This is a genomic window from Chania multitudinisentens RB-25 (genome assembly GCF_000520015.2).
GTDB lineage: Bacteria > Pseudomonadota > Gammaproteobacteria > Enterobacterales > Enterobacteriaceae > Chania > Chania multitudinisentens.
On record NZ_CP007044.2, the window covers coordinates 4,976,938 to 4,999,841 of the forward strand.

General features: G+C 51.6%; 23 protein-coding genes. 2 read left to right on the forward strand and 21 right to left on the reverse strand.

What is annotated here, in order from left to right; genetic code table 11:
- Positions 1 to 50 precede the first annotated feature (50 nt).
- From cuyB to gpt, 10 genes are all read right to left on the reverse strand, one after another.
- Positions 51 to 776 (reverse strand): cysteate racemase, encoded by a 726-nt coding sequence (gene cuyB, locus Z042_RS22150; protein ID WP_024913800.1) that lies wholly within the window; start codon positions 774 to 776, stop codon positions 51 to 53.
- The gene (cuyA, locus tag Z042_RS22155) at positions 769 to 1,785 is read right to left on the reverse strand and encodes a D-cysteate sulfo-lyase (RefSeq protein ID WP_024913799.1); all 1,017 of its coding nucleotides are present in this window, start codon (positions 1,783 to 1,785) and stop codon (positions 769 to 771) included. Before cuyA ends, cuyB begins: the two co-directional genes overlap by 8 nt.
- Positions 1,786 to 1,807: 22 nt before the next feature.
- Positions 1,808 to 2,587 (reverse strand): ABC transporter ATP-binding protein, encoded by a 780-nt coding sequence (locus Z042_RS22160; RefSeq protein ID WP_024913798.1) that lies wholly within the window; start codon positions 2,585 to 2,587, stop codon positions 1,808 to 1,810.
- Positions 2,588 to 2,595: 8 nt separating this feature from the next.
- The gene (locus tag Z042_RS22165) at positions 2,596 to 3,366 is read right to left on the reverse strand and encodes an ABC transporter permease (RefSeq protein ID WP_024913797.1); all 771 of its coding nucleotides are present in this window, start codon (positions 3,364 to 3,366) and stop codon (positions 2,596 to 2,598) included.
- A gap of 10 nt (positions 3,367 to 3,376) precedes the next feature.
- Positions 3,377 to 4,399: a taurine ABC transporter substrate-binding protein gene (locus Z042_RS22170; protein ID WP_037407171.1), complete on the reverse strand. Its 1,023-nt coding sequence runs from the start codon at positions 4,397 to 4,399 to the stop codon at positions 3,377 to 3,379.
- Positions 4,400 to 4,926: 527 nt separating this feature from the next.
- The gene (proA, locus tag Z042_RS22175; protein ID WP_024913795.1) at positions 4,927 to 6,180 is read right to left on the reverse strand and encodes a glutamate-5-semialdehyde dehydrogenase; all 1,254 of its coding nucleotides are present in this window, start codon (positions 6,178 to 6,180) and stop codon (positions 4,927 to 4,929) included.
- A 45-nt stretch (positions 6,181 to 6,225) separates the two neighbouring features.
- Positions 6,226 to 7,347 carry a glutamate 5-kinase gene (gene proB / locus Z042_RS22180; RefSeq protein ID WP_024913794.1) on the reverse strand — a complete coding sequence of 374 codons (1,122 nt, stop codon included), beginning with the start codon at positions 7,345 to 7,347 and terminating at the stop codon, positions 6,226 to 6,228.
- Positions 7,348 to 7,460: 113 nt separating this feature from the next.
- Complete coding sequence (gene crl, locus Z042_RS22185; RefSeq protein ID WP_024913793.1) at positions 7,461 to 7,862, reverse strand: sigma factor-binding protein Crl; 402 nt, start codon at positions 7,860 to 7,862, stop codon at positions 7,461 to 7,463.
- 61 nt (positions 7,863 to 7,923) lie between these two features.
- Positions 7,924 to 9,171, reverse strand: a complete 1,248-nt coding sequence (frsA, locus tag Z042_RS22190; RefSeq protein ID WP_024913792.1) for an esterase FrsA — start codon at positions 9,169 to 9,171, stop codon at positions 7,924 to 7,926.
- Between the two features lie 289 nt (positions 9,172 to 9,460).
- Positions 9,461 to 9,919 carry a xanthine phosphoribosyltransferase gene (gene gpt, locus Z042_RS22195; RefSeq protein ID WP_024913791.1) on the reverse strand — a complete coding sequence of 153 codons (459 nt, stop codon included), beginning with the start codon at positions 9,917 to 9,919 and terminating at the stop codon, positions 9,461 to 9,463.
- Positions 9,920 to 10,263: 344 nt separating this feature from the next.
- On the opposite strand from gpt, the gene pepD reads away from it, so the two are divergent.
- Complete coding sequence (pepD, locus tag Z042_RS22200) at positions 10,264 to 11,724, forward strand: beta-Ala-His dipeptidase (protein ID WP_024913790.1); 1,461 nt, start codon at positions 10,264 to 10,266, stop codon at positions 11,722 to 11,724.
- Positions 11,725 to 11,815: 91 nt separating this feature from the next.
- On the opposite strand, the gene dinB is transcribed toward pepD, so the two are convergent.
- The 9 genes from dinB to Z042_RS22245 form a co-directional block, all read right to left on the reverse strand.
- Positions 11,816 to 12,877, reverse strand: a complete 1,062-nt coding sequence (dinB, locus tag Z042_RS22205) for a DNA polymerase IV (protein WP_024913789.1) — start codon at positions 12,875 to 12,877, stop codon at positions 11,816 to 11,818.
- A 118-nt stretch (positions 12,878 to 12,995) separates the two neighbouring features.
- A complete protein-coding gene (gene nqrM, locus Z042_RS22210) occupies positions 12,996 to 13,223 on the reverse strand; it encodes a (Na+)-NQR maturation NqrM (RefSeq protein ID WP_024913788.1) in 228 nt (75 codons plus the stop codon).
- 7 nt (positions 13,224 to 13,230) lie between these two features.
- On the reverse strand, positions 13,231 to 14,247 hold the full coding sequence (locus tag Z042_RS22215; protein WP_236849202.1) for an FAD:protein FMN transferase: 1,017 nt from the start codon (positions 14,245 to 14,247) through the stop codon (positions 13,231 to 13,233).
- A 13-nt stretch (positions 14,248 to 14,260) separates the two neighbouring features.
- The gene (gene nqrF / locus Z042_RS22220) at positions 14,261 to 15,484 is read right to left on the reverse strand and encodes an NADH:ubiquinone reductase (Na(+)-transporting) subunit F (RefSeq protein ID WP_024913786.1); all 1,224 of its coding nucleotides are present in this window, start codon (positions 15,482 to 15,484) and stop codon (positions 14,261 to 14,263) included.
- A 15-nt stretch (positions 15,485 to 15,499) separates the two neighbouring features.
- Positions 15,500 to 16,096, reverse strand: a complete 597-nt coding sequence (gene nqrE, locus Z042_RS22225; RefSeq protein WP_024913785.1) for an NADH:ubiquinone reductase (Na(+)-transporting) subunit E — start codon at positions 16,094 to 16,096, stop codon at positions 15,500 to 15,502.
- Between the two features lie 6 nt (positions 16,097 to 16,102).
- Positions 16,103 to 16,732 carry an NADH:ubiquinone reductase (Na(+)-transporting) subunit D gene (locus tag Z042_RS22230; RefSeq protein WP_024913784.1) on the reverse strand — a complete coding sequence of 210 codons (630 nt, stop codon included), beginning with the start codon at positions 16,730 to 16,732 and terminating at the stop codon, positions 16,103 to 16,105.
- On the reverse strand, positions 16,725 to 17,519 hold the full coding sequence (locus Z042_RS22235; RefSeq protein WP_024913783.1) for a Na(+)-translocating NADH-quinone reductase subunit C: 795 nt from the start codon (positions 17,517 to 17,519) through the stop codon (positions 16,725 to 16,727). The genes Z042_RS22230 and Z042_RS22235 overlap by 8 nt, the downstream gene beginning before the upstream one ends.
- Entirely contained in the window at positions 17,509 to 18,750 is a 1,242-nt protein-coding gene (locus tag Z042_RS22240) for an NADH:ubiquinone reductase (Na(+)-transporting) subunit B (RefSeq protein WP_024913782.1), read from the reverse strand. Before Z042_RS22240 ends, Z042_RS22235 begins: the two co-directional genes overlap by 11 nt.
- A 3-nt stretch (positions 18,751 to 18,753) precedes the next feature.
- A complete protein-coding gene (locus tag Z042_RS22245; protein WP_024913781.1) occupies positions 18,754 to 20,103 on the reverse strand; it encodes a Na(+)-translocating NADH-quinone reductase subunit A in 1,350 nt (449 codons plus the stop codon).
- 581 nt (positions 20,104 to 20,684) lie between these two features.
- On the opposite strand from Z042_RS22245, the gene dpaA reads away from it, so the two are divergent.
- Positions 20,685 to 21,443 carry a peptidoglycan meso-diaminopimelic acid protein amidase gene (gene dpaA, locus Z042_RS22250; RefSeq protein ID WP_024913780.1) on the forward strand — a complete coding sequence of 253 codons (759 nt, stop codon included), beginning with the start codon at positions 20,685 to 20,687 and terminating at the stop codon, positions 21,441 to 21,443.
- Here dpaA and Z042_RS22255 read toward each other — a convergent pair.
- Positions 21,387 to 22,181, reverse strand: coding sequence for a class II glutamine amidotransferase (locus Z042_RS22255; protein WP_024913779.1), 795 nt, complete (start codon positions 22,179 to 22,181; stop codon positions 21,387 to 21,389). The genes dpaA and Z042_RS22255 overlap by 57 nt on opposite strands.
- Before the next feature lie 118 nt (positions 22,182 to 22,299).
- The gene (gene lpcA, locus Z042_RS22260; RefSeq protein ID WP_024913778.1) at positions 22,300 to 22,881 is read right to left on the reverse strand and encodes a D-sedoheptulose 7-phosphate isomerase; all 582 of its coding nucleotides are present in this window, start codon (positions 22,879 to 22,881) and stop codon (positions 22,300 to 22,302) included.
- Between the last annotated feature and the right edge of the window lie 23 nt (positions 22,882 to 22,904).

Consider the following 22,904-nt stretch of genomic DNA (forward strand, 5'->3'; position numbering starts at 1 on the left):
AAGAGAATAGCATTAACGCCGTTGGGGGGAAGTTAATGCCAATCTACGCTTCAGTGATGAGCCTCCCTCATAAAACATTGCCATAACGCAACACAGTGTTGAGCCAGCGCATAGGCAGGATCAACACTTGCTGCGCGCAGCGGAGAGGCCACAGCGTTAAACGCCAGAGGAATTTCAGTACAAGCCAGCACCAATTTTTCTGCGCCGCGGTTTATCAACGCCGTTGCCAATTCTTGCAGCAATTGCCCGCCCAAGGTGTTTTCACCGCGTTTTACCGCATAACAACCCGGCACAAACAGAGTTCTTAGCTCCTGTTCCGTTGGTAAAATCACGTCAATCCCCAGCGCTGCCAGCCGTTGCTGATACCAGCCTGCCTGTAGAGTGGCCTCCGTTGCTATAATCCCCACCCGTTGTGGCCGAGGGTGCAGATGAGCAATCTGCGCGGCGGCGATATCCACAAGATGCAGAATCGGTGCCCGGCTGGCCGCTGCCAATTGTGGATACCAGTGATGGGCGGTATTACAGGGTATCGCAATATGGCTGACATTCAGCCGATTGAGTTGCTGTACCGCATGCAGCAACTGTGGCAACGGCGATTCCCCCTTGCCTGCCAGGGCTTTTTGTCGATCCGGTATCTGCGGAACATTCCAGGTTACAACCGGTAAATGTTCCTGATCCCGTTTGGCAGGCATGGCCTCAATCATCTTCTGCAATAAATCCAGCGTTGCCAGTGGCCCCATACCACCCAGCACCCCAAACAAAAGCGTCTCAGTCATATTTCCCCACCGACTCCAATACCTGGCGGTAGCCAAACAATCCGGCAGAGCCCCCGGTATGGATAAAGACCACATTATCATGAGGTGAAAAGCGTCCTCGCCGGATTAAGTCGATCAACCCCGCCATACCTTTGCCGGAATAGACAGGATCGAGCAAAATCCCTTCCAACTGTGCCAACAACCGCAACGCTTCCAGCATGCTATTGGTTGGCAGGCCATAACCAGCACCAACATAGTCACTATTGGCCACCACGGCTTCGCGTGGTAACTCCCCTTTCAGCCCCAAAAGTTCCCAGGTTCGTTGCGCCAACTGGTAAACGTTCTGTTCCTGTTTATCTTTCGCCGCCCGAACACTGATACCCAGCACCGGAATACCACTGTTACTCGCACCAAGCCCCGCCACCAAGCCAGCTTGAGTTCCCGAACTGCCCGTCGCATGCACAACATGATCAATGCGCAACCGCTGTTGGCTGGACTGATAGAGTAATTCCTCCGCACAGGCAACGTAGCCTAAGGCTCCGGTGGGGTTAGATCCGCCACCTGGGATTATATAAGGCCGTTTTCCCTGTGCCCGCAGTGTTTCAGCCAGATGCTCCATCGCCTGCGGTATGTCACTCCCTGCCGGCAAATGAGCGGCTATTCTTCCCCCCAGCAGGTTATCCAACAGAACGTTACCTGAACGCTGATAATCATCACTAAAATCGCTGACACGCTTTTCCAGTAAAACCTGCGCTTCCAGGCCAAGCTTTGCCGCTGCGGCGATGGTTTGGCGCACATGATTAGATTGCGTTGCTCCTTGCGTAATCACAACATCTGCCTGTTGCTGCAAAGCATCCGCCAGCAGGAACTCCAACTTGCGCGTCTTATTGCCCCCGGTAGCCAATCCCGTACAATCATCACGTTTGATATAAATATTCGGGCCCCCCAGGTAACGCGATAAATTAGGTAATGCTTCCAATGGAGTAGGAAAATGCCCCAATGAAAGGCGAGGGAAACGAGCAAGATGCATGATAATTCCTTAATATATTGAGTTAATTATTCAGATGGCGACGGGCTTCACTGCGGACACGATGCAGTATCCGCTGTTTAATTTCGCTATAACCCTCGGCCTGAACCAGCGTTTCGATGTCACGCTGGCGCCCAAAGGGCAACCTGACTTCATCCACGATACGGCCTGGGTGTGCGGACATGATAAGAACCCGATCCGCCAGAAATAACGCTTCTTCAACGTCATGGGTCACAAACAAAATCGTGGTGCCCGTTTGCTGCCAAGCGGATAGCAATAATTCCTGCATCATTAACCGGGTTTGTGCGTCCAGAGCCCCGAAGGGTTCATCCATCAGCAACACATCAGGGTTAGGCAACCAGGCTCTGGCCATCGCGGCCCGCTGCTTCATGCCACCGGATAATTGCCAGGGATAGTGATCGGCAAACGCTTGCAAACCCACCAGTTGCAGAAATTTCTGCACTTCTGCCTGCACTCGCTCCGGTGCCGCGCCTTGCATCCGCAGGCCAAAAGAGACATTGTCGCGCACCGTTAACCACGGAAATAAATTTGCCTGCTGAAACACCATGCCCCGATCCGGCCCTGGTGCTGCAATCGATTTCCCCTGGCAATGAACCTTGCCACTGTCTGGGTGTGTAAACCCGGCAATCAGATTAAGAATGGTTGACTTACCGCACCCGGATGGCCCCAGCAGAACAACAAACTCCCCCTGCTCTAGCACCAAAGAGATATCTTCCAACACCTGTTGCTGCCCCTGTTTAGCGGGGAAACTCAAATTAATCTGATTTATTTCAATAGCCGCCATCGTTTGCATTACTCTCTCCCGGCCCACGGCACCAGCATCCGTTGCAGGCCAACAACCAGCAGATCAAGCAGATAGCCGATCCCCCCCAATAACAGGATACCCAACATCACAATGTCGGTACGTAAGTACGAACTGGCATTAATCACCATCCACCCTAACCCTGAGGTGGCTGCCACCATTTCCGCCGCGATCAATGAAGTCCAGCCAATGCCGATGGATAAACGCACCACGGTAAATAATTCAGGCAATGTATCAGGTAACACCACGCGAAAAAAAACCTGGCGGCGGCTGGCTCCCAACGTTTGGGCAACACGAATGCGTGCCCGCCCGATGCGTTCAACCGCTGCACCCGCGCCAACCACAACGCTGAGAAAAGTGGCAATAAAAATCAGGAAAAATTTGGATGATTCACCAATCCCCAACCAAACAACGGCCAGCGGGATCAAGGCTATTTTGGGTAATGGCCGCAGAAACTGAATAAACGGATTAAGCAGCGCCGCCATCGGGCCACATAACCCCATAAGTAACCCCAATGGCACACCGATAACGATCGCCACGGCGAACGCACTCAATGCCCGAGCCATGCTGGCAGCAATGTGTTGCCACAATGGCACCTGCCGATACCCTTCCTGCACCAACTCCCCGGCCGTTAACGCAATATCGGATAAGGGCGGTAGCAACAGCGGATCAATCCACTGCTCCGCCCCCACCACCAGCCACAGCAAGAAAAATAAAATAACGGCCCCAACGCTTAACGCACTATGCTGCACTCGATTCATAAATAGCCCGTTATTGCGCCTGTGCCGCAATTGCCTGCTTTAAGTAACTGACATTAATGCCATTCTCAAACGTTGCAGGAATATCACGCTTACGCACTTCGCCAATGCTTGCCAAAAAATCTGCCGTTTTGTGCACCGCTTGGCCGATGCCGCTGTGATCCGTTGCCGAGCCATTGCCTAACCACTGTGTAGTGGTTTGTTGTTGCAGCGTTGGGTATTCCAGGCCCGATAAGGTATGGGTGGCCGTGGCCACTGGCGCGCCGACATCCTGCGCTACAATAGCCGCCGCTTTTATCGGGTCGCGCTTGAACTCCTCCACTTTCTGTTGATGAACTTGCAGAAATTGGCTTAATAACTTGGGATAGGCTTTGGCAAATGCGGTTCTGACGACATAATTGTTATAAATCAGATAGCCATCCTGCTGGAGTTGTTTGGTCGCAAATACCGCTCGCCCACCAGAGACTTCTAATTCCTGCGCAAAAGGTGCCCAAACATAACCCGCATCAATATCTCCACGTTTCCAAGCGGCCACCATCTCTGCCGGGCGCAATGGAATCAATGTCACTTTATTACGATCAATATGATAAACCGCAATAGCAGCATCTAATGCATATTGTGCGGTGGAATTAGGAGGATAAGCGACTCGTTTACCTTCAATATCCTTTAATGTGGCGATCGGTTGTTTAGCAATAAGGCGCTCAGAGGTAGCAATAACACCAGAGATACCCATAATTTCAATCGGCAATTTACGAACCAGCCCAGCAACCGCCGGGCTGGAACCTATATTGGCTATATCAATAGCGTCACTAGCGAAATACCCCAACGCATCAGCACCGGTGGCAAATTGCACCCATTTCACTTTGGTATTGAGCGCTTTCTCTAATGAACCATCAACTTTCGCCAGCACCAAGACCTGTGAGCTACCGCCATAAGCAACGCGGACTTCACTCGGTAAAGATGAATCCGCTTGAGCGTCAGGCACAAATATAAATACACTGAATAACCCCAGTAGAAAAGCACTATCCCTCAACATGACTTTATCCTTTATCGTTATCAATAATCATTTTATAGTGAAAAATACTAATGCCTTTAGATTATATTTTTTAGTTTATTTCTCTTAATCACCATTGAGAATAAAGTATATCTAATTGGCGCAAACAATTTATTAACAACGAACAAGGACGGTTGAAAATACATTTATTATCTTTACTTAGCACAATAATAGCTAAAGCTAAAAAATAATATCGCTATAAATTAATCTTATTATTAAGCTGCACGGTATAAGAAAGGAAACTGTGGGACAATGGAGAAACCAATGTCAGGATCACCCATAAACGGCTTGGTAGTGATTCCAATGAGTAGAACATATATTTTCGATAAAGGCCTTGATGACCTTTTCATTTCACACAATCAAGCGTGAAAAGCAGATTGTTTACGGGCCAGGTGCTTAATAGTTTTCAAATAAGTATGCTGCTTCCTTGGCCTATCCTCAAATACAACAAGGGCACAGCATGCTGTACCCTTGTCTTTCAGCTTAATTATCCGAAATCGGCCAAAGCGTCAGCTGCGAACCAGATCGTCGCCGTAACCAATCCATTTATAGGTCGTTAACGCATCCAGCCCCATCGGGCCACGCGCATGCAGTTTCTGGGTGCTCACCGCCACCTCAGCTCCCAGGCCAAACTGGCCGCCGTCGGTAAAACGCGTGCTGGCATTCACGTACACTGCGGCGGAATCCACCGCGCGCACAAAATGCTCGGCATTGCTTAGCGAACGCGTCAAAATCGCATCAGAGTGGCTGGTGCCATGGGTACGGATATGCGAAATGGCTTGATCGATATCCTCCACCAGCGTCACATTCATATCCAGAGACAACCATTCATCGTCATACTCTTTCGCTTCTACCGCCACGACCTGCGCCGGGCCGTCATGCAACAAAGGCATCGCATTATCACTGGCGTGCAATCTCACCCCTAACGCCGCCATACGCGCACTCAACGCAGGCAGGAAACTATTGGCGATAGTCCGGTTGACCAGCAGCGTTTCTACCGAGTTACAGGCACTTGGCCGCTGGATCTTGGCATTTTCGATCACCATCAGCGCCTTGTCATACTCCACGCAATCATCCACGTAGATATGGCATACTCCAATCCCCCCGGTGATCACCGGAATGGTTGAGTGCTCACGGCACAGTTTGTGCAAACTGGCACCACCCCGTGGAATCAGCATGTCGACATAGCGATCCAGGCGCAGCAGTTCATTCACCAATGCGCGATCCGGGTTCTCAATCGCCTGTACGGCAGCGGCTGGCAGGCCACATTGTTCCAACGCTTGCTGGATCACTTTCACCATTGCCTGGTTGGTATGATGCGTCTCTTTGCCACCGCGCAAAATCACTGCGTTACCGGTTTTCAGGCAAAGGCTGGCAACATCGACAGTAACATTGGGGCGCGCCTCATAAATCACCCCAATCACACCGAGCGGCACACAGCGGCGCTCCAGTTTCAGGCCGCTGTCCAACAGGTTACCCTCCAACACACGGCCAACCGGATCGCTCAACCGGCATACCTGGCGCACATCGTTGGCAATGGCTGCCAGGCGTGTGGGAGTCAGCAACAGCCGATCCAGCAACGCCTCACTCATTCCAAGCTCACGCGCCTGTGCCATGTCCTGTTCATTCGCCTGCAGAATCACTTCACTGTTGGCTTCCAGCCGATCGGCCATTACCGCCAGCACCTGATTTTTCCTTGCTGTACTTAGCATCGCCAGTTGCCAGGAAGCCTGTTTTGCGGCCTTCCCCATCTGCTCAAGCATGTTCTCTCCTTAACTTATCCCTTTCCGGCAAGGGGTTACCTTGACTTACAGCTTGGAATCCTTCGGGTATACAATCATATCGTCACGGTGAACCGCCACCGGGCCATATTCATAACCCAGAATTTCACTGATTTCCTGCGAGTGATGCCCCGCAATCATACGCATCGCATCGCTGTTATAACGGCTGACACCGTGGGCCAGATCGCGCCCCGCCAGATTGAGAATACGGATGACTTCGCCACGGGAGAAATCCCCTTTCACTTCGCGTATCCCTTTGGGCAGCAGTGAGCTACCGCGCGCCATGATCGCCTCAACGGCGCCATCATCAACGGTGATTTCACCCGCTGGCGGTGCGCCAAAGATCCAGCGTTTGCGATTCTCCAGCGGCGTTTCCAACGCATGGAAACGGGTTCCTACCGGTTTGCCTTCAATCACATCGGCAACCACGCCCGGCTTGCTGCCCGCCGCGATGATCACATCAATCCCCGCACGGCAGGCCACATCAGCAGCCTGTAATTTGGTACCCATGCCCCCGGTGCCAAGGCCAGATACGCTGTCACCCGCAATGGCACGCAGCGTGTCATCAATGCCGTGCACTTCACGGATCAACTCCGCTGTGGGGTTATGGCGCGGATCGGCGGTGTATAAACCCTGCTGATCGGTCAGCAACAGCAGTTTATCCGCCCCAGCCAGAATGGCGGCCAGTGCCGAGAGGTTGTCGTTATCCCCCACCTTGATCTCTGCGGTAGCCACTGCGTCGTTTTCGTTGATCACCGGCACAATGCGGTTATCCAACAGAGCATTCATGGTGTCACGCGCGTTAAGAAACCGTTCTCTGTCTTCCAGATCGGCACGCGTCAGCAACATCTGCCCGATGTGGATACCATAAATAGAAAACAACTGTTCCCACAGCTGGATCAAGCGGCTTTGCCCTACCGCTGCCAGCAATTGCTTGGAAGCGATGGTGGCCGGGAGTTCGGGATAGCCCAAATGCTCACGCCCGGCAGCAATCGCCCCGGAAGTGACAATCACAATGCGGTGGCCCAACGCATGCTGGTGCGCACACTGGCGAACCAGTTCAACTATATGGGCCCGATTCAGACGCAGCGATCCACCGGTCAACACGCTGGTACCCAATTTCACAACCAATGTCTGGCTGCCGTTCATAATATCTCTACCGTTGGAAGAAGAAGGAAATGCATAGAACTTTGTAACAGGAGAGAAGCGTCATGCCAACAGGCATGACGCGATTTCAGCGCAATAAATGGAATGAAAATGATCTAGGCGGAAAGTTTTATCGGTTCTTCATTAAAATCATCGGCAGGTGCCAGCGTCAGTTCCATACCGGCTAACAGTTCCCCCAAACGATGATGAAAATCGCGCAGCGTCGTTTCCAGCTTTTCTTTTACTTCATCATCTTTAATCTTTTCAGCCTTCCACTGCCCTTCTTTGTTGAACAGGCCGAAATGGTAGGTATAAGTACAACGGGAGTGCTCGGTCTGTAATTCAAGCCACCATCCCCAAAACTCACGCTTTTCCGGCGCAGGTTTTACGTTGACGCAAACCGCTAAACAATCAAAGAAAAAACCATCATTTTCACATTTGCCTTCACGCAGATAAGGCCCCAGGCTGGCAAAACGTTTCATTAACCGGCTTTTAGGATGGCCACTTGGTAACGTCATTCTTCAACCTCCTCAATGTAGAACTTCTCTTTTTAACAAACTGTTGAAAATTAGCAACTGATTAACGCATTTTATCTTTTAGCCAGTTACTGATTTGCCGTAACGCGTGATCGAAGCTCTCGTAAACCGGTGTGCGCGGGACTGCGATCAGTTTACCGTTCAGCGAAGATGAAGCGATCAATTGAGCTTCCTTTTTCGGGCTGAGTGGATCGCCATCCCAGTAAGCTGCCAGCATCGGCGTTGGGCAACGGCGGCCTAGCAACCCCTGCGTTTTCAGTGAATAGCGGCTCAGCTCGGTCTTCAACACATTATCAGAAGCGCTGGACATCCCCATACGGCTCGCCAGCACATCCATATACATATCGGGCACATACTCTTGGCATTGAGCTTCGCACAGCAGGCTGTGTACTACCGGGCCAACGCACGCCACGCCACGCAATCGGTGTGCTTCCAGATAGGCTAAACGTACCGCCACATTAGCCCCAAAACGGAAACCAAACGCAGTAACACGTTGATGATCAATCCACGGCACCGCAGATAATTGCGCTAACACCTGCTGATGCAGGAAACTGGAATCCTGCGTCAGTTTCCATTTGTATGACGAGCCGATAGAAGGCATATCAATGGTCAGCATGGCAATCCCCAATGGTGCCAGGTAATCGCGGAACAGGCGGTGATAATCGGTTTGCAATGTATCGAGGCTGCCACACATCAATACCGTGGGGTACGGTGCCTGCCCGTTCTCCGGCATATGCAGGAATCCGGTGATCGCACTGCCCCCTTCGATGGCAAACTCCAGCTCTTTGAGCTGATACGGCAGCAATAACGCAGCTTCTTCATAAGCACGATTGGAGAGGACTTCTGCCTGTTCAGCCAGTTCATCCCCTTTCAGATGCGGATAACCGGCAATACTGTATAAATTGGCGGCATTTAACCAATACTGCCCGCCTACCAACGGATCTGCCTGTGCCAGCGCCCGCTGCTGCCATTTCATGCCCTGACGCACCCACTCATAAATCCAGTTACCGTTACGGTAGCCCACTACGGTGTCCAGCAGATGCTCGTCGCTGTGTTCCGCATTGGAAACGGCAATGCGCGCCAATACTTCACTGATTTCCAACGGGTCAATACCGCGCCAGGTCCATAACAGATGGTTGAGCATGCGATACCAGTTGTTACCTGTATCACCGTCCAATGGGGAATGCATATCCGCCCCCACCACATGATGGGCACGCGATACCAGCGTCGAAGTTTCGACGTGTTTGAATGAAGGTTTGAACAATACTTCAGAAAGGTTGGCTTGTGCCATGGTAACAACAGCCTCCAAAAATCTTGCAGCAAGGCTGATACCCTATGGATTTCAAGTTGCAGTCAGGTACTCAACCCGTTCATCGTTCCGGTAAGTGACGGAGGTGAACTCACACAAGTAACAGTGCTGCTTGAAAGGCAACGGATAGTAAACAGCCGAAATGTCTGGTGCTAGTGTACCTAACTCTGGCGGCTGAAACCAAACTCTCCCAGCAGAATGGCAGGAATTTACAGAGCTTCGCGAACTCATAATAGCAACGCCTGGCATTACCAGGCGTTTTTAACTGAACTCAGCGGCCGCCGATAGGTGGCACGAAGGTTACGCCCATATCCCAGGGTTGCTCAATCCAGGTATCTTGCGGGATATCCACCACATAATCATCAACCAGCGGGCGACCTGCTGGTTTGGCAAAAATAGTCACAAAGTGGGCTTTCGGATACATTTCGCGAATCGCTTTCGCAGTGCCGCCGGTATCCACCAGATCGTCAACCACAATAAAGCCTTCCCCATCGCCTTCGGCACGTTTGAGTACCTTCATCTCGCGCTGGTTGTCATGGTCGTAGCTGGAAATACACACGGTATCCACATAGCGGATACTTAACTCACGCGCCAGCAAAGAAGCAGGCACTAAACCACCACGGCTGACAGCAATAATGCCTTTCCACTGTTCAGCAGGCAGCAGGCGGTGAGCCAGTTTGCGCGCTTGCATTTGCAACATATCCCAAGTAACAACGTATTTTTCGCTCATAGCATGTAGTCCCGGCCAGCAGTTGAATGTGGCTTGCTCAGTAATCAAGGGGAAAAAAGGTTGCGCGAGATTATAGAGACTGACCGCCCTGAATACCAGTTGAACCGAGGAATTCATCAGTATTTTGTCTGATATCTATTGAAGTGATTGATGCTGTTTAGGTCATTCAATACCCGGCAAAGCGGTGTATACAAGCGGCCAAACAGCACAATAAGTTCCGCATCCAGCACCGCTGGCAAGGCATAAAGTGATATTCTCTTGGCATCGTGCCACGAAGCACTGATATTCCCCCTTTAACCGCACAGTATTTCCTCTGCCGGGAATACTGTTACAGGAGACTGATAGTGTCTGAATTGTCTCAACTTTCGCCACAGCCGCTGTGGGATATTTTCGCCAAGATCTGTTCTATCCCACACCCTTCTTATCATGAAGAAGCACTGGCACAACATATTCTCAATTGGGCCAAAGAAAAAAATCTGCATGCCGAGCGCGATCGGGTAGGTAACATCCTGCTGCGTAAACCCGCAACCAAAGGCATGGAAAACCGCAAGCCCGTCGCCTTGCAGGCCCACCTCGATATGGTGCCGCAAAAGAATAACGATACCGTTCACGACTTTGCGAAAGATCCGATTCAACCTTATATCGACGGTGAATGGATAAAAGCCCGTGGCACCACGCTAGGGGCGGATAATGGTATCGGTATGGCCTCTGCGTTGGCCGTCTTGGCCGATGAAAGTGTTGAGCATGGTCCATTGGAAGTGCTGTTGACCATGACCGAAGAAGCCGGTATGGATGGTGCTTTTGGGCTGCAATCCAACTGGTTGCAGGCTGATATTCTGATCAACACCGACTCCGAAGAAGAAGGGGAAGTCTATGTCGGCTGCGCAGGGGGTATTGATTTTATCACTACTTTACCGTTGCAACGTGAAGCGCTGCCTGCTGGCTATCAGACCTTAGAATTGACGCTCAAAGGGCTGAGAGGCGGGCATTCTGGCGTAGGTATTCATCATGGTTTGGGTAATGCCAACAAACTGCTGGCGCGTTTCCTGTTTGCCCACACCCAAGAATTGGAACTGCGCCTGCTGGATTTCAACGGCGGTACGCTGCGCAACGCGATCCCACGTGAAGCTTCAGCGATAGTTGCCGTGCCCGCGGCCAAAACAGATGCTCTGAAAGCCCTGAGCCAGCGTTATCTGGAGACTTTGACAAACGAGCTGGCCGCGAAAGAAAAAAATATTACCGTGCTGCTGAACCCTGTCACTGGCCCAACGCAGGCTCTCACCACCGACAGCCAGAACCGCTTTGTCGCACTGCTGAACGGCACACCTAATGGGGTGATCCGCATGAGTGATGCGATAGAAGGTGTAGTGGAAACTTCGCTGAACGTTGGCATCGTCACCACCAGCGAAAAAGAAGCCGAGATCATCTGCCTGATCCGTTCCTTGATCGATAGCGGTAAAGATTATGTGGTGGAGATGCTGACAGCACTCGGCCAACTGGCTAACGCACAGGTTGCGCCGAAGGGCGGTTATCCTGGCTGGCAGCCGGATGCCAGTTCACCGGTCATGCAGTTGGTACGCGAAACCTACCAGAAGTTGTTTAATAAAACGCCGAATATCATGGTGATCCACGCCGGGCTAGAATGTGGTTTGTTCAAAAAGCCTTACCCGAATATGGATATGGTGTCAATTGGGCCAACCATCACCGGGCCGCATTCACCGGATGAGCGGGTGCATATCGCCAGCGTTGGGCAATACTGGCAACTGTTGACCGCATTGCTGAAAGCAATTCCTGAGCGCGGGTAAGCGGGTAATATTGTCGGCTCTGTCTAGGAGCTTCTGATTCCTCCCCACGGTAAGGGCGCAATAATGTGCCCTTATCTATACAATTGCGGAATCACTCCCACGTTAAAACCAATTGCCGCTCAAGTTGAGGGTCCAGCAGCGTGACATGCAGCCCAACCAGCCGCACGCCGCGCCCTTCTCGCCGTTCCTGCCATACCTGGCGAGCAACTTTGAGCAAATCTTCCTTATTCAATACCGGCCAGATATGTTCCTGCGTGGTCTGCTGAAAATCCTGAAACTTCAGCTTCACACCTTGCCGGGCGATATGCAGATCCGGTTTCACCTTGCGCAGCCGCATCTCCAGTTCAGGGTACAGTTTGTTGACAATCAGTGTTTCGCACTCCTGCCACCGATGAATGTCTACTGCCAACGTGCGCTCAACGCCAACCGATTTACGTAAACGATCGGGGGAAACCTCTCGCTCATCAATACCCTGGCAGCGTTCCCAGAGCACCCGGCCAAATTTGCCAAAGCGCTTTAACAAAGCCGCCAGATCGTATTTCTGTACATCAGCACAGGTGAGTAACCCCACTTCCTCTAGCCGTTTAGCAGTCACTTTTCCAACGCCAGGGATCTTACCGAGCGGCAGTTGCCGCAAAAATTCCGGCATCTGCGCCGGTGTAATCACATACTGCCCGTTGGGTTTATTCAATTCCGAGGCGATTTTGGCAAGAAACTTGATTGGCGCAACGCCGGCCGAAGCGGTGAGATTCAATTCAGCCGCAATCGTCTGGCGGATCTCTTGAGCAATCAAGGTAGCTGAACCATTGCATTGCCTGCTGTCGCTTACGTCCAGATAGGCTTCATCCAGCGAGAGTGGTTCAATCAGTGAGGTATAGCGGGCAAAAATATCGCGAATATGCAATGAGGCTTCTTTATAAGCCGCCATTCGCCCCGGTAACAATTTCAGATGCGGGCAAAGCTTAAAAGCCATGGCGGTAGACATCGCGCTATGTATCCCATAGCGGCGAGCGGGATAGTTGGCAGTGCTAATCACCCCACGCTGAGCGGCGCTGCCCCCAATCGCTAACGGAATATCACGCAGGCTGGGATCGTCGCGCATTTCCACCGCTGCGAAGAAGCAATCCATATCAACATGAATGATTTTACGCATCTTGCCCTCCCACAATACTGTTTAAATATACAGTTAATTATCAGGAAAGCAAACGTGCAAATGATCGGATTAGCTAAGATAAGAGGCTCTGTATACAGAACCCCTTGATATGCAAGTGTTATAAGATACGGTATTTTTCCAGTTGCTCACGCCGCCGCGCCTCTTTCGCCAGGCGTTTTTTGCGTGCATCACAGGGATCTGGGCAATCGCAGACTTTCTCCATGCCTAGCGCAGTAATCCCCCCACAGCTCCCCTGTAAGGTTTTGCGCCGGAATACATACCCAAGCGACATGCCGCCAATAACCAGCAGAAACAGCACAAACGAGGCAACGAATATCGTCAGCATAACGGCCTCACTCACTTTTTTTCAGATAGGGTTTAAACGCCTCAGAATAGCGTTCTTCAAAACCCTCGGCGGTTTTCACCATCATAAATACCGGGATATCCAGCAGATTTGCCAGCGCCATCCCCCGCTCTGGGCCCAGCACATTCAACCCGGTAGCCAGGCCGTCAGCTGTCATACACTGCGGATTAATCACGGTAATTGATACCAGATTATGATCGATCGGCTTACCGGTGGATGGGTCGATAGTATGAGAATAGCGCATTCCATCCTGTTCGAAGTAATTACGATAATCGCCAGAGGTAGCGATAGACATTTCACCCGGTTCAATCACCAGATGAACTTTCTGTTCCGCACTGGCCGTTGGGCGTTCAATGGCAATACGCCACGGCTTGCTCTCACCATTAACACCACGAGTACGCACTTCACCACCGATATCAACCATATAGTTTTCGATATGCTGTGATTGCAGGTATTGGGCAATAACATCAACACCATAACCCTTGGCGATAGAAGACAGATCGATATACAGTTCCGGGATATGCTTCACCAAGGCATTGCCTTCAACCGACAGCTTGTCGATCCCCGTCCAACGGCGGCGCTGCTCCAGTTCGGCAACGCTGGGCACTTTATTCGGCCGCCCTTCTGCACCGAATCCCCACAAATTCACCAATGGCCCGACGGTCACATCCAGCGCCCCATCGGTGACTCGGTTGAGGCGCAACGCCTCCAGCACCACTTCCAGAGTGGCGGCAGAAACCGGAAACGGTTTGTTCACGGCGCGGCTGGCGTTAAAACGGCTCAGTTCTGAATCCGGCAGGTAGGTGGACATCTGATCGTTAACCTGTTCCAGCTGTTTATCAATGCCTACCCGCAGCGTTTCCATTGCTGGAGTGGCTTTGCCAGGAATAAAACGGATCGAATAGTAGGTTCCCATGGTCTTGCCATCGAGATTTTCCTGCTTCGGCCCACAACCTGCCAGCAACGCAGTGGCAGCAAGCACCACTATCATCATCCAGAACTTCATTCTCAACCGCCTGTTAACCACCAAAGTCATCGAGCATGATGTTATCGTCTTCAACGCCCAGATCTTTCAACATCTTGATCACGGCCGCATTCATCATCGGCGGCCCACACATATAAAATTCGCAGTCTTCCGGTGCCGGGTGGTTCTTCAGATAATTTTCCAGCAGGACATTATGGATAAAACCGGTATAGCCAGACCAGTTATCTTCCGGCTGCGGATCGGAAAGCGCCACATGCCAGGTGAAGTTCTCGTTTTCTTCTTGCAGATGATTAAAATCATCCTCATAGAACATTTCGCGCAGTGAGCGGGCACCGTACCAGAAGGTTATCTTGCGCTTGGATTGCAGACGCTTTAACTGATCAAAAATGTGTGAACGCATCGGTGCCATACCGGCTCCGCCACCAACAAACACCATTTCAGCTTCGGTTTCTTTGGCAAAAAACTCGCCAAACGGCCCAGAAATAGTCACCTTATCACCCGCTTTTAGTGACCAGATATAAGAAGACATAATGCCCGGCGGCACATCAGGGTTATTGGGTGGCGGGGTAGAGATCCGCACATTAAGCATGATGATGCCTTTTTCATCCGGGTAGTTAGCCATCGAGTAGGCTCGCACCGTTGTGTCTTTCACAACTGAACGGTAGCGGAACAGGTTGAACTTATCCCAATCACTACGGTATTCCTGCGGCACGTCAAAATCTGCATAACTGACCTCATGCGCGGGCGCTTCAATCTGGATAAACCCACCGGCACGGAATGGCACATCTTCGCCATCAGGGATTTTCAGTACCAGTTCTTTGATAAAGGTGGCTTTGTTATCGTTAGAAATGACTTCACAATCCCATTTCTTCACGCCAAAAATATCTTCTGGCAGTTCGATCTTGAGATCCTGCTTCACATTTACCTGGCACGCCAGGCGGCAACCCTCTTTCGCATCATGCTTGCTGATATGGGAAAGCTCAGTGGGCAAAATGTCACCGCCGCCTTCTTTGATCACTACCCGGCATTGGCCACAGGAACCACCGCCGCCGCAGGCCGAGGAAATAAAGATCCCTTGGTTGGAGAGCATGTTAAGCAGCTTGTCCCCCGCCGGAGCGGTAAAACTTTTATCTTTTTCGCCATTAACCTCAACGGCAATGTCACCGGCATTCACCAATTTGGATTTGGCAAACAAAATCAGCAATGCCAGCACCATAACGATGCCGGTAAACATGGTGACACCTAAAATAATTTCCATAAATACTTCCCGCCTTTATAACTGAACGCCGGAGAAGGACATAAAGCCCAACGCCATCAGCCCGGTGGCAATAAAGGTAATGCCCAGACCACGTAACCTGGCCGGTACATCGGCATACTTCAGTTTTTCGCGGATACCCGCCATGGCGACAATCGCCAACATCCAACCGATGCCGGAACCAAAGCCATACACCACGGATTCCACAAAGTTGTAATCACGCTGCACCATGAAAGACACACCACCGAAGATGGCACAGTTCACGGTAATCAACGGTAGGAAGATACCAAGGGCGTTATACAGTGCAGGAAAGAAGCGATCGAGCACCATCTCCAGAATCTGCACCAGAGCGGCAATCACACCAATAAAAGTGATGAAATTGAGGAACCCCAAATCAACACCTTCCACCAACGCACCGTCACGCAGAACCAGGTTATAGACCAGATTGTTCAGCGGCACGGAAATACCGAGCACCAGAGTTACCGCTATCCCCAAGCTAAAAGCCGTAGACACCTTTTTCGACACGGCCAGAAAGGTACACATCCCGAGGAAAAACGCCAACGCCATGTTTTCAATAAACACCGCGCGAACAAACAGACTGACATAATGCCCCATCGGCAGTTACTCCTTTTCTGTCTGCTCTGGCTTCAAGGTACGCAGTCCCCAGATCAACAGGCCGATGATAAAGAACGCGCTCGGCGCCAACAGAAACAGGCCGTTTGGCTGATACCAACCACCATTCTGCACCGTCACCAATACTGGTATATCGAACAACATGCCAGAACCGATCAGCTCACGCAGGAAGCCAACCAGGATCAGGATCACGCCGTACCCTAGACCATTACCAATCCCATCCATAAAACTTTCGATTGGCGGCGATTTCATCGCGTAAGCTTCCGCACGCCCCATCACAATGCAGTTGGTGATAATCAGGCCAACAAATACCGACAACTGCTTGGAAATCTCAAACGCATACGCACGCAGCAGTTGATCAACCACGATCACCAGCGAAGCGATGATCGTCATTTGCACAATGATGCGCACGCTGTTGGGAATATGGTGGCGAATCAGTGAAATGAAGAAGCTGGAAAACGCAGTCACCAGCGTTACCGCCAACGTCATCACCACTGCGGTTTCCAGCTTGGTGGTCACCGCCAGCGCCGAACAAACCCCCAGCACCTGCAAGGCAATCGGATTATTGTCGAACAGCGGCCCTAGCAAAACCCGCTTAATCTCTTTGGAATCAGCCATTCTTCAGGGCTCCTTCACGGACTCTTTGCAGGAATGGGCCAAAACCATGCTCGCCCAGCCAGAAATTAAAGATATTTTGCACACCATTGGTGGTGAGCGTCGCACCGGACAAGCCATCTACCGCATGAATATCCCCTGAGCGCCCCCCACTGTGCACAATGCGAATCGCCGGGTTGCCGTTTGCATCAAACAGCTGCCTACCCACCCACTGCGCCCGCCAGTTAGGGTTTTGGATTTCCCCCCCCAGCCCTGGCGTTTCCCCGTGCTGGTAGAAGCTGAGGCCTCGTACCGTGTTGCCATCAGCATCCACCGCCACAAAAGCGTACATCATCGACCACAGCCCGGTGCCGTATACCGGCAGTATGATTTTGCTCACCGCACCAGTGTCATCACGTACCAGATAGATTTCCGCCTGGTTGCTGCGGCGGCGAATCCCGGCCAGATCTTTACTGGCCGGTAAAGCGATGCTGCTGGCATCGCTACGCAGAGCAGCCGCCAGATCAAAATTGCTATTATCGCCCGGCACAAACTCACCGCTATTCAGATCCAGCAGGCGTGCTTCAATACGCTTGCTAAATATTTCATGAACCTGCTCGCCGCTCATCCCCCGCACCAGCAGACCCGCTACGTCAAGGATATTGCGTTGTTTATCCAACAACCGCTGTTCCTGCTGCCGCTCTTTCAAACCGACGGCGGAACCCGCCACCACCACAGAGCACACCAGACACAACAGCAGGACGACCAGCAGCGTTTTGCCGATGCTGTCATTTTTAGATTCATTCGCCACGGGCTTTTCTCCGCTTGATGTTGGCCTGCACTACCAGGTAATCGAACAGCGGTGCAAACAGGTTGGCGAACAGGATCGCCAGCATCATGCCTTCTGGATAGGCCGGATTGACCACTCGGATCAGCATGCACATCACGCCGATCAAGATGCCATACCACCATTTCCCTTTATCGGTAAACGAAGCCGAAACCGGGTCGGTGGCCATAAAGATCATGCCGAAGGCAAAGCCCCCAAGCACCAGATGCCAGTACCACGGCATGGCAAACATCGGATTGGTGGTTGAACCGATAGCATTGAACAGATAAACGGTGGCGATCATACCGAGCATCACCCCAGCCACAATGCGCCAGGAAGCCACGCGGCCAAACAAAATGATCGCGCCGCCAATCAGGATCATCAGCGTAGATACTTCCCCGATCGAACCAGGGATGTTGCCCATAAACGCATCCATCCAGCTAATCGGCTGCCCGGTAACGGTGTTGATCAATGCGTCAGCACCGCCCGCACTCCACTGCGACAGCGGCGTGGCTCCGGAAAAGCCATCCGCAGACGTCCACACCAGATCGCCAGAAATCTGGGCCGGGTAAGCAAAAAACAGGAAAGCACGCCCCGCCAACGCCGGGTTAAGAAAATTGCGCCCGGTTCCGCCAAAGATCTCCTTGGCGATCACCACCCCAAAGGTGATACCCAGCGCCGCCTGCCACAGAGGCAACGTTGGTGGCACAATCAGTGCAAACAGAATGGAAGTGACGAAGAACCCTTCGTTAATCTCATGTCTGCGAATCATCGCAAACAGCACTTCCCAGAAGCCCCCTACCAGAAAGGCCACGGCGTAAATCGGCACAAAGTAGGTAGCACCGAGCACCATCTTGCTGATCCAGCCCGCATTGGAGTTTAATGATGCCCCCAGCCACTGCGCCAGGCGGTAATGCCAGTCATTCGACAACACCACTTGAAACTGCTCACCGCTGTACAGATGGTGCAAAGCCGGAATAGCCTGCTGGCCGACGTTGTACATCCCCCAGAACATCGCCGGGAATACCGCCAGCCACACCAGGATCATCATGCGTTTCAGATCGATAGCATCGCGCACATGCGAAGCGCCACGAGTGACCGTGCCAGGGGTATAGAATACCGTCGCCGTCGCTTCAAACAGCGGATACCACTTTTCCAGCTTGCCGCCTGGCATGAAGTGATGCTCGATTTTGTCAATAAAGTTCTTCAGGCCCATCGATTATCCTTCTCGCTCAATCTTGGTCAATACGTCACGCAGTACCGGGCCATACTCATACTTGCCAGGGCAGACGAAAGTGCACAACGCCAGATCTTCTTCATCCAGTTCCAAGCAGCCCAACGCCTGAGCGCTGTCGGTATCCCCTGACAACAGATCGCGTAATAAATGAGTGGGCAAAATATCCAGCGGCATGACGCGCTCATAATTACCAATAGGCACCATCGAACGCTCACCGCCGTTGGTGGTGGTCGAAAAGGCAAATAGTTTGTTCTTCAGGAAGTGCCCCAGCGTGGTTCGGGTAATAGAAAATTTATCGGATGCTGGAGCAATCCAGCCAAACAGTTCTTTCTCACGCCCTTCCAGCAATACAGAAACCTGCGTATGGAAACGGCCAAGCCAGGCGTTTGCCCCTCTGGCATGAGTACCACTCAGCACCGACCCTGAAATTACGCGGTTTTCCCCGGCTTTCAGCCGCCCTGCGGTCAATTCATCCAGGCTGGCTCCCAAACGAGTGCGTAACAGAATAGGTTGTTCCACCTGTGGCCCGGCCAGCGCCACGATACGGCGGGTGTCGAGTTTGCCGGTGGTAAACTGCGTACCGATGGCAATAACGTCTTGATAACCGATATGCCAGACAAACTTTTTGAGGCTGACGGGCTCAAGGAAATGTATGTGCGTACCCACTAATCCGGCAGGGTGCGGGCCAGCAAACTCGTTATAGTTGAGCTGTGCGCCACTCTGCACCGCCAATTTGGAACCTGCCGCATGGCAGACCTGCACTTTGCCATCGGTCAGGCGGGCCAACACCGTCAGCCCGGCATTAAATGCCGCCTGCTGTTCAGCAATGATAACCAGAGGATCGGCTGCCAATGGTTGAGTATCCATAGCATTCACGAAAATCGCACGCGGTGCCGTGCCAGGGCGAGGTGCTTTGCTGAATGGGCGGGTGCGCAGCGCCACCCACAAACCACTGGCAAGCAGATCGCGTTCAACCTGTTCGCGTGGCAATCCTGGCAAATCAGCGGGCTGATAGCTGGCAAGCTCTACCTGCTCATCCCCCTCGTTTTCGATATCGATCACCACCGCTTGCAGCACACGGCGCTCGCCACGATGAATAGCGGTAATCTGCCCGCAGGCTGGCGCAGTGAAGAAAACGCCAGGATTCTTTTTATCTTCGAACAACGCCTGACCTTTTTTGACACGTTCACCTTCCTGCACCAGCATAGAAGGACGCATGCCAACATACTCTTGGCCAAGCAGTGCCACACGCGTGATAACGGGGCCGTCCTGGATCACCTGAGACGGTATTCCGGCTATCGGCAGATCTAACCCTTTTCTGATTCTGATCATAGGATGTACACGATGTTTTAAATTTTCACACGCCTTAACCGGCCCGAGAGAGCGGCAAAGACAATGCCTGGGTGGTGAAATTGCCGTAACAACCTCGGGATGAGCGCGACAAAATCATGCTCAACGTGAAACTTTCACACTGCCCGGTTCCATCATGTGAACACCAGCGCCAGTGAGCCTATTTAACAATACCGAATATGCCCCAATATGTTAAAGCATTATTATCAAGACAAAGTGAGTGATGAGCATATCTCACTCAATTATCACTCCATTCATTTAGCCAAGAACCGCTAACCGTGAAATGACCGCAGGATATTAACATTTTCGGCTACATTTTTCCGTGCTATCTAGTGACCTGAGTCAAGCAAACACAATTAAAACCCAGCAATTGTTCTATACTTATCGTTAAAACCTGTCAGTCAATTCACTTTTATCGATGCCTGTAGTTTTTTTATACACTTGATGTATTGCTAAAAAAAAACACACTGGTAATCTGGCGGGTAATTAATGTAATGACCTCAGTCAGTGGCATGCTAGTCGCATTCTCTGAACCAGCAGATAGATAATAAGCAGGAATAATGATGAGCAAAATCGCGCTGTTGTTTGCGATGCTATTTTGTATACCAATGATCACGGCTTGCAGCGCCAGCGAGCAAACGCCAGAATCACCGTTAGTTAAACAGCAATTATTGGGTTCGCCCGTCTATATCCAAATATTCAAAGAAGAACGCAAGCTGGAATTGTATGCCAAAATGGGGAATGAATTCCGTTTGGTGAATACTTACCCTATCTGCAATTTCTCTGGTGGCCTGGGCCCGAAACGCCGCGAAGGCGACTTTAAAAGCCCGGAAGGTTTTTATAGCGTTGACGTGCGCAGCCTGAAACCCAACAGCAAATATTACCGGGCCATCAATATCGGTTTCCCAAATGATTATGATAAGGCACAGGGATATTCTGGCGCCTATCTGATGATCCACGGCGAATGTAAATCCGTTGGTTGCTACGCAATGACCAATACCTATATGGATGAGATTTATCGTTATGTGGAAACGGCATTTGCCTATGGTCAAACCCAGGTAAGTATCAGTATTTATCCATTCCGCATGACCGAGCAGAACCTGCAGCGCCACCGTAACTCCAGCCACATCCGCTTCTGGCAGCAGTTAAAACCCGGTTATGACTACTTCGCCAAACACCGCCAGCCCCCTACGGTCGGGGTGGCTAACGGTCAATACGTCCTAACTCAGCCTGTTACCGGCAGTGGTCAGCCAACGCAATATGCGTCAACGCTTGACGCTAACTCGCTCTCCCAAAGCAAGCCGCTCACCGTAGTAAAATAAGCCAAACTCGCCTGGCGCAATTTTGTGCCAGGTTTCATTGCCCGTTAGCGGTTGAGTCGCAATGACCGTGACCACGTCATCCGGCGTGGTTTGCCGCTGAAAATCAATCTCGACATCCTGATCCAGCAACGTGGCTTTACCAAAGGGCGCACGCCGGGTGATCCAGTAAAGATTGGTTGAACAATAAGCCATAACGAAGCGCCCGTCCGACAACAGCATATTGAATACCCCCTTCTGCCGCAGTTGGCCGGCAAGCGAGGCGATATAACGGAACACCGCAGGCCAGTTACTGGGCGTGCGCGGGTATTTCAGCGCCAGTTGATGCAGCAGCCAGCAGAAAGCATACTCGCTGTCTGTCTGCCCTACTGGGCGAAAATTGCCAGTAGGTAATTGGCGATATCCTTTAAGTTGGCCGTTATGAGCATACGTCCAGTTGCGCCCCCACAGCTCACGGGTAAACGGATGCGTATTTTCCAGCGCCACTTCACCACGGTTAGCCTGGCGAATATGAGAAACCACCGCGCAGGACTTGATCGGGTATTCCTGCACCAAACGGGCGATCGGTGAATTGAAACTCGGCTTAGGATCTTTGAATGTACGGCAGCCATTCCCTTCATAGAAGGTAATGCCCCAGCCATCTTTATGTGGCCCTGTACCGCCACCGCGCTGAACCAGCCCGGTAAAACTAAAGCAGATATCGGTTGGCACGTTTGCACTCATCCCGAGCAGTTCACACATCGAAAGCCACTCCTTAACCACACTGACTCACTATGTACCAGGCAACCAGGAGCGCCCGACATGTGAGTTCCACCACCGGTTCATTAAGGGTTCATCGGCTGAACCCCGTTTAAACCCATCAGGCTTTGACCATCTCTTTTTCAATTAGCTGAATCAAGATATGGATGGCCTTAATATGGATTTCCTGAATACGATCAGCATAGCCAAAGTGCGGAACACGGATTTCCACATCGGCTGAACCGGCCATTTTACCACCGTCTTTGCCCGTCAGAGTGATCACTTTCATCCCTTTGGCACGTGCCGCCTCAATGGCCTTGATAATATTGCCAGAATTACCCGAAGTCGAAATGCCTAACAGCACATCTCCTTCCCTGCCAACCGCTTCTACATAGCGTGAGAAAACATAGTCGTAGCCAAAATCGTTACCGACGCAGGAAAGATGGCTAACATCAGAGATCGCGATAGCTGGGTAACCAGGGCGATTTTCACGATAACGCCCGGTTAATTCTTCTGCGAAATGCATGGCATCACAGTGAGAGCCCCCGTTACCGCAGGAAATCACTTTACCACCCGCTTTAAAAGCATCGGCCAGTAAAACCGCCGCACATTGGATGGCATCGATATTGGCATCATCACTGAGGAATTTTGCCAACGTATCAGCCGCTTCATTCAGTTCACTGCGAATTAAATCATGGTACATAGAGATAGCCTCTTTTTTGCTTT

What these genes read in the sequence shown, in the direction of transcription:
- nqrF (WP_024913786.1), bottom strand. Translation starts at nt 15,484, where the DNA reads ATGGAAATTATTTTAGGTGTCACCATGTTTACCGGCATCGTTATGGTG.
- nqrE (WP_024913785.1), bottom strand. Translation starts at nt 16,096, where the DNA reads ATGGGGCATTATGTCAGTCTGTTTGTTCGCGCGGTGTTTATTGAAAAC.
- Z042_RS22160 (WP_024913798.1), bottom strand. Translation starts at nt 2,587, where the DNA reads ATGGCGGCTATTGAAATAAATCAGATTAATTTGAGTTTCCCCGCTAAA.
- proB (WP_024913794.1), bottom strand. Translation starts at nt 7,347, where the DNA reads ATGAACGGCAGCCAGACATTGGTTGTGAAATTGGGTACCAGCGTGTTG.
- Z042_RS22240 (WP_024913782.1), bottom strand. Translation starts at nt 18,750, where the DNA reads ATGGGCCTGAAGAACTTTATTGACAAAATCGAGCATCACTTCATGCCA.
- lpcA (WP_024913778.1), bottom strand. Translation starts at nt 22,881, where the DNA reads ATGTACCATGATTTAATTCGCAGTGAACTGAATGAAGCGGCTGATACG.
- dinB (WP_024913789.1), bottom strand. Translation starts at nt 12,877, where the DNA reads ATGCGTAAAATCATTCATGTTGATATGGATTGCTTCTTCGCAGCGGTG.
- Z042_RS22255 (WP_024913779.1), bottom strand. Translation starts at nt 22,181, where the DNA reads ATGTGTGAACTGCTCGGGATGAGTGCAAACGTGCCAACCGATATCTGC.
- proA (WP_024913795.1), bottom strand. Translation starts at nt 6,180, where the DNA reads ATGCTTGAGCAGATGGGGAAGGCCGCAAAACAGGCTTCCTGGCAACTG.
- Z042_RS22230 (WP_024913784.1), bottom strand. Translation starts at nt 16,732, where the DNA reads ATGGCTGATTCCAAAGAGATTAAGCGGGTTTTGCTAGGGCCGCTGTTC.
- Z042_RS22245 (WP_024913781.1), bottom strand. Translation starts at nt 20,103, where the DNA reads ATGATCAGAATCAGAAAAGGGTTAGATCTGCCGATAGCCGGAATACCG.
- cuyB (WP_024913800.1), bottom strand. Translation starts at nt 776, where the DNA reads ATGACTGAGACGCTTTTGTTTGGGGTGCTGGGTGGTATGGGGCCACTG.
- nqrM (WP_024913788.1), bottom strand. Translation starts at nt 13,223, where the DNA reads ATGCTGACGATATTCGTTGCCTCGTTTGTGCTGTTTCTGCTGGTTATT.
- gpt (WP_024913791.1), bottom strand. Translation starts at nt 9,919, where the DNA reads ATGAGCGAAAAATACGTTGTTACTTGGGATATGTTGCAAATGCAAGCG.
- frsA (WP_024913792.1), bottom strand. Translation starts at nt 9,171, where the DNA reads ATGGCACAAGCCAACCTTTCTGAAGTATTGTTCAAACCTTCATTCAAA.
- Z042_RS22165 (WP_024913797.1), bottom strand. Translation starts at nt 3,366, where the DNA reads ATGAATCGAGTGCAGCATAGTGCGTTAAGCGTTGGGGCCGTTATTTTA.
- cuyA (WP_024913799.1), bottom strand. Translation starts at nt 1,785, where the DNA reads ATGCATCTTGCTCGTTTCCCTCGCCTTTCATTGGGGCATTTTCCTACT.
- dpaA (WP_024913780.1), top strand. Translation starts at nt 20,685, where the DNA reads ATGAGCAAAATCGCGCTGTTGTTTGCGATGCTATTTTGTATACCAATG.
- crl (WP_024913793.1), bottom strand. Translation starts at nt 7,862, where the DNA reads ATGACGTTACCAAGTGGCCATCCTAAAAGCCGGTTAATGAAACGTTTT.
- Z042_RS22215 (WP_236849202.1), bottom strand. Translation starts at nt 14,247, where the DNA reads ATGAAGTTCTGGATGATGATAGTGGTGCTTGCTGCCACTGCGTTGCTG.
- Z042_RS22170 (WP_037407171.1), bottom strand. Translation starts at nt 4,399, where the DNA reads ATGTTGAGGGATAGTGCTTTTCTACTGGGGTTATTCAGTGTATTTATA.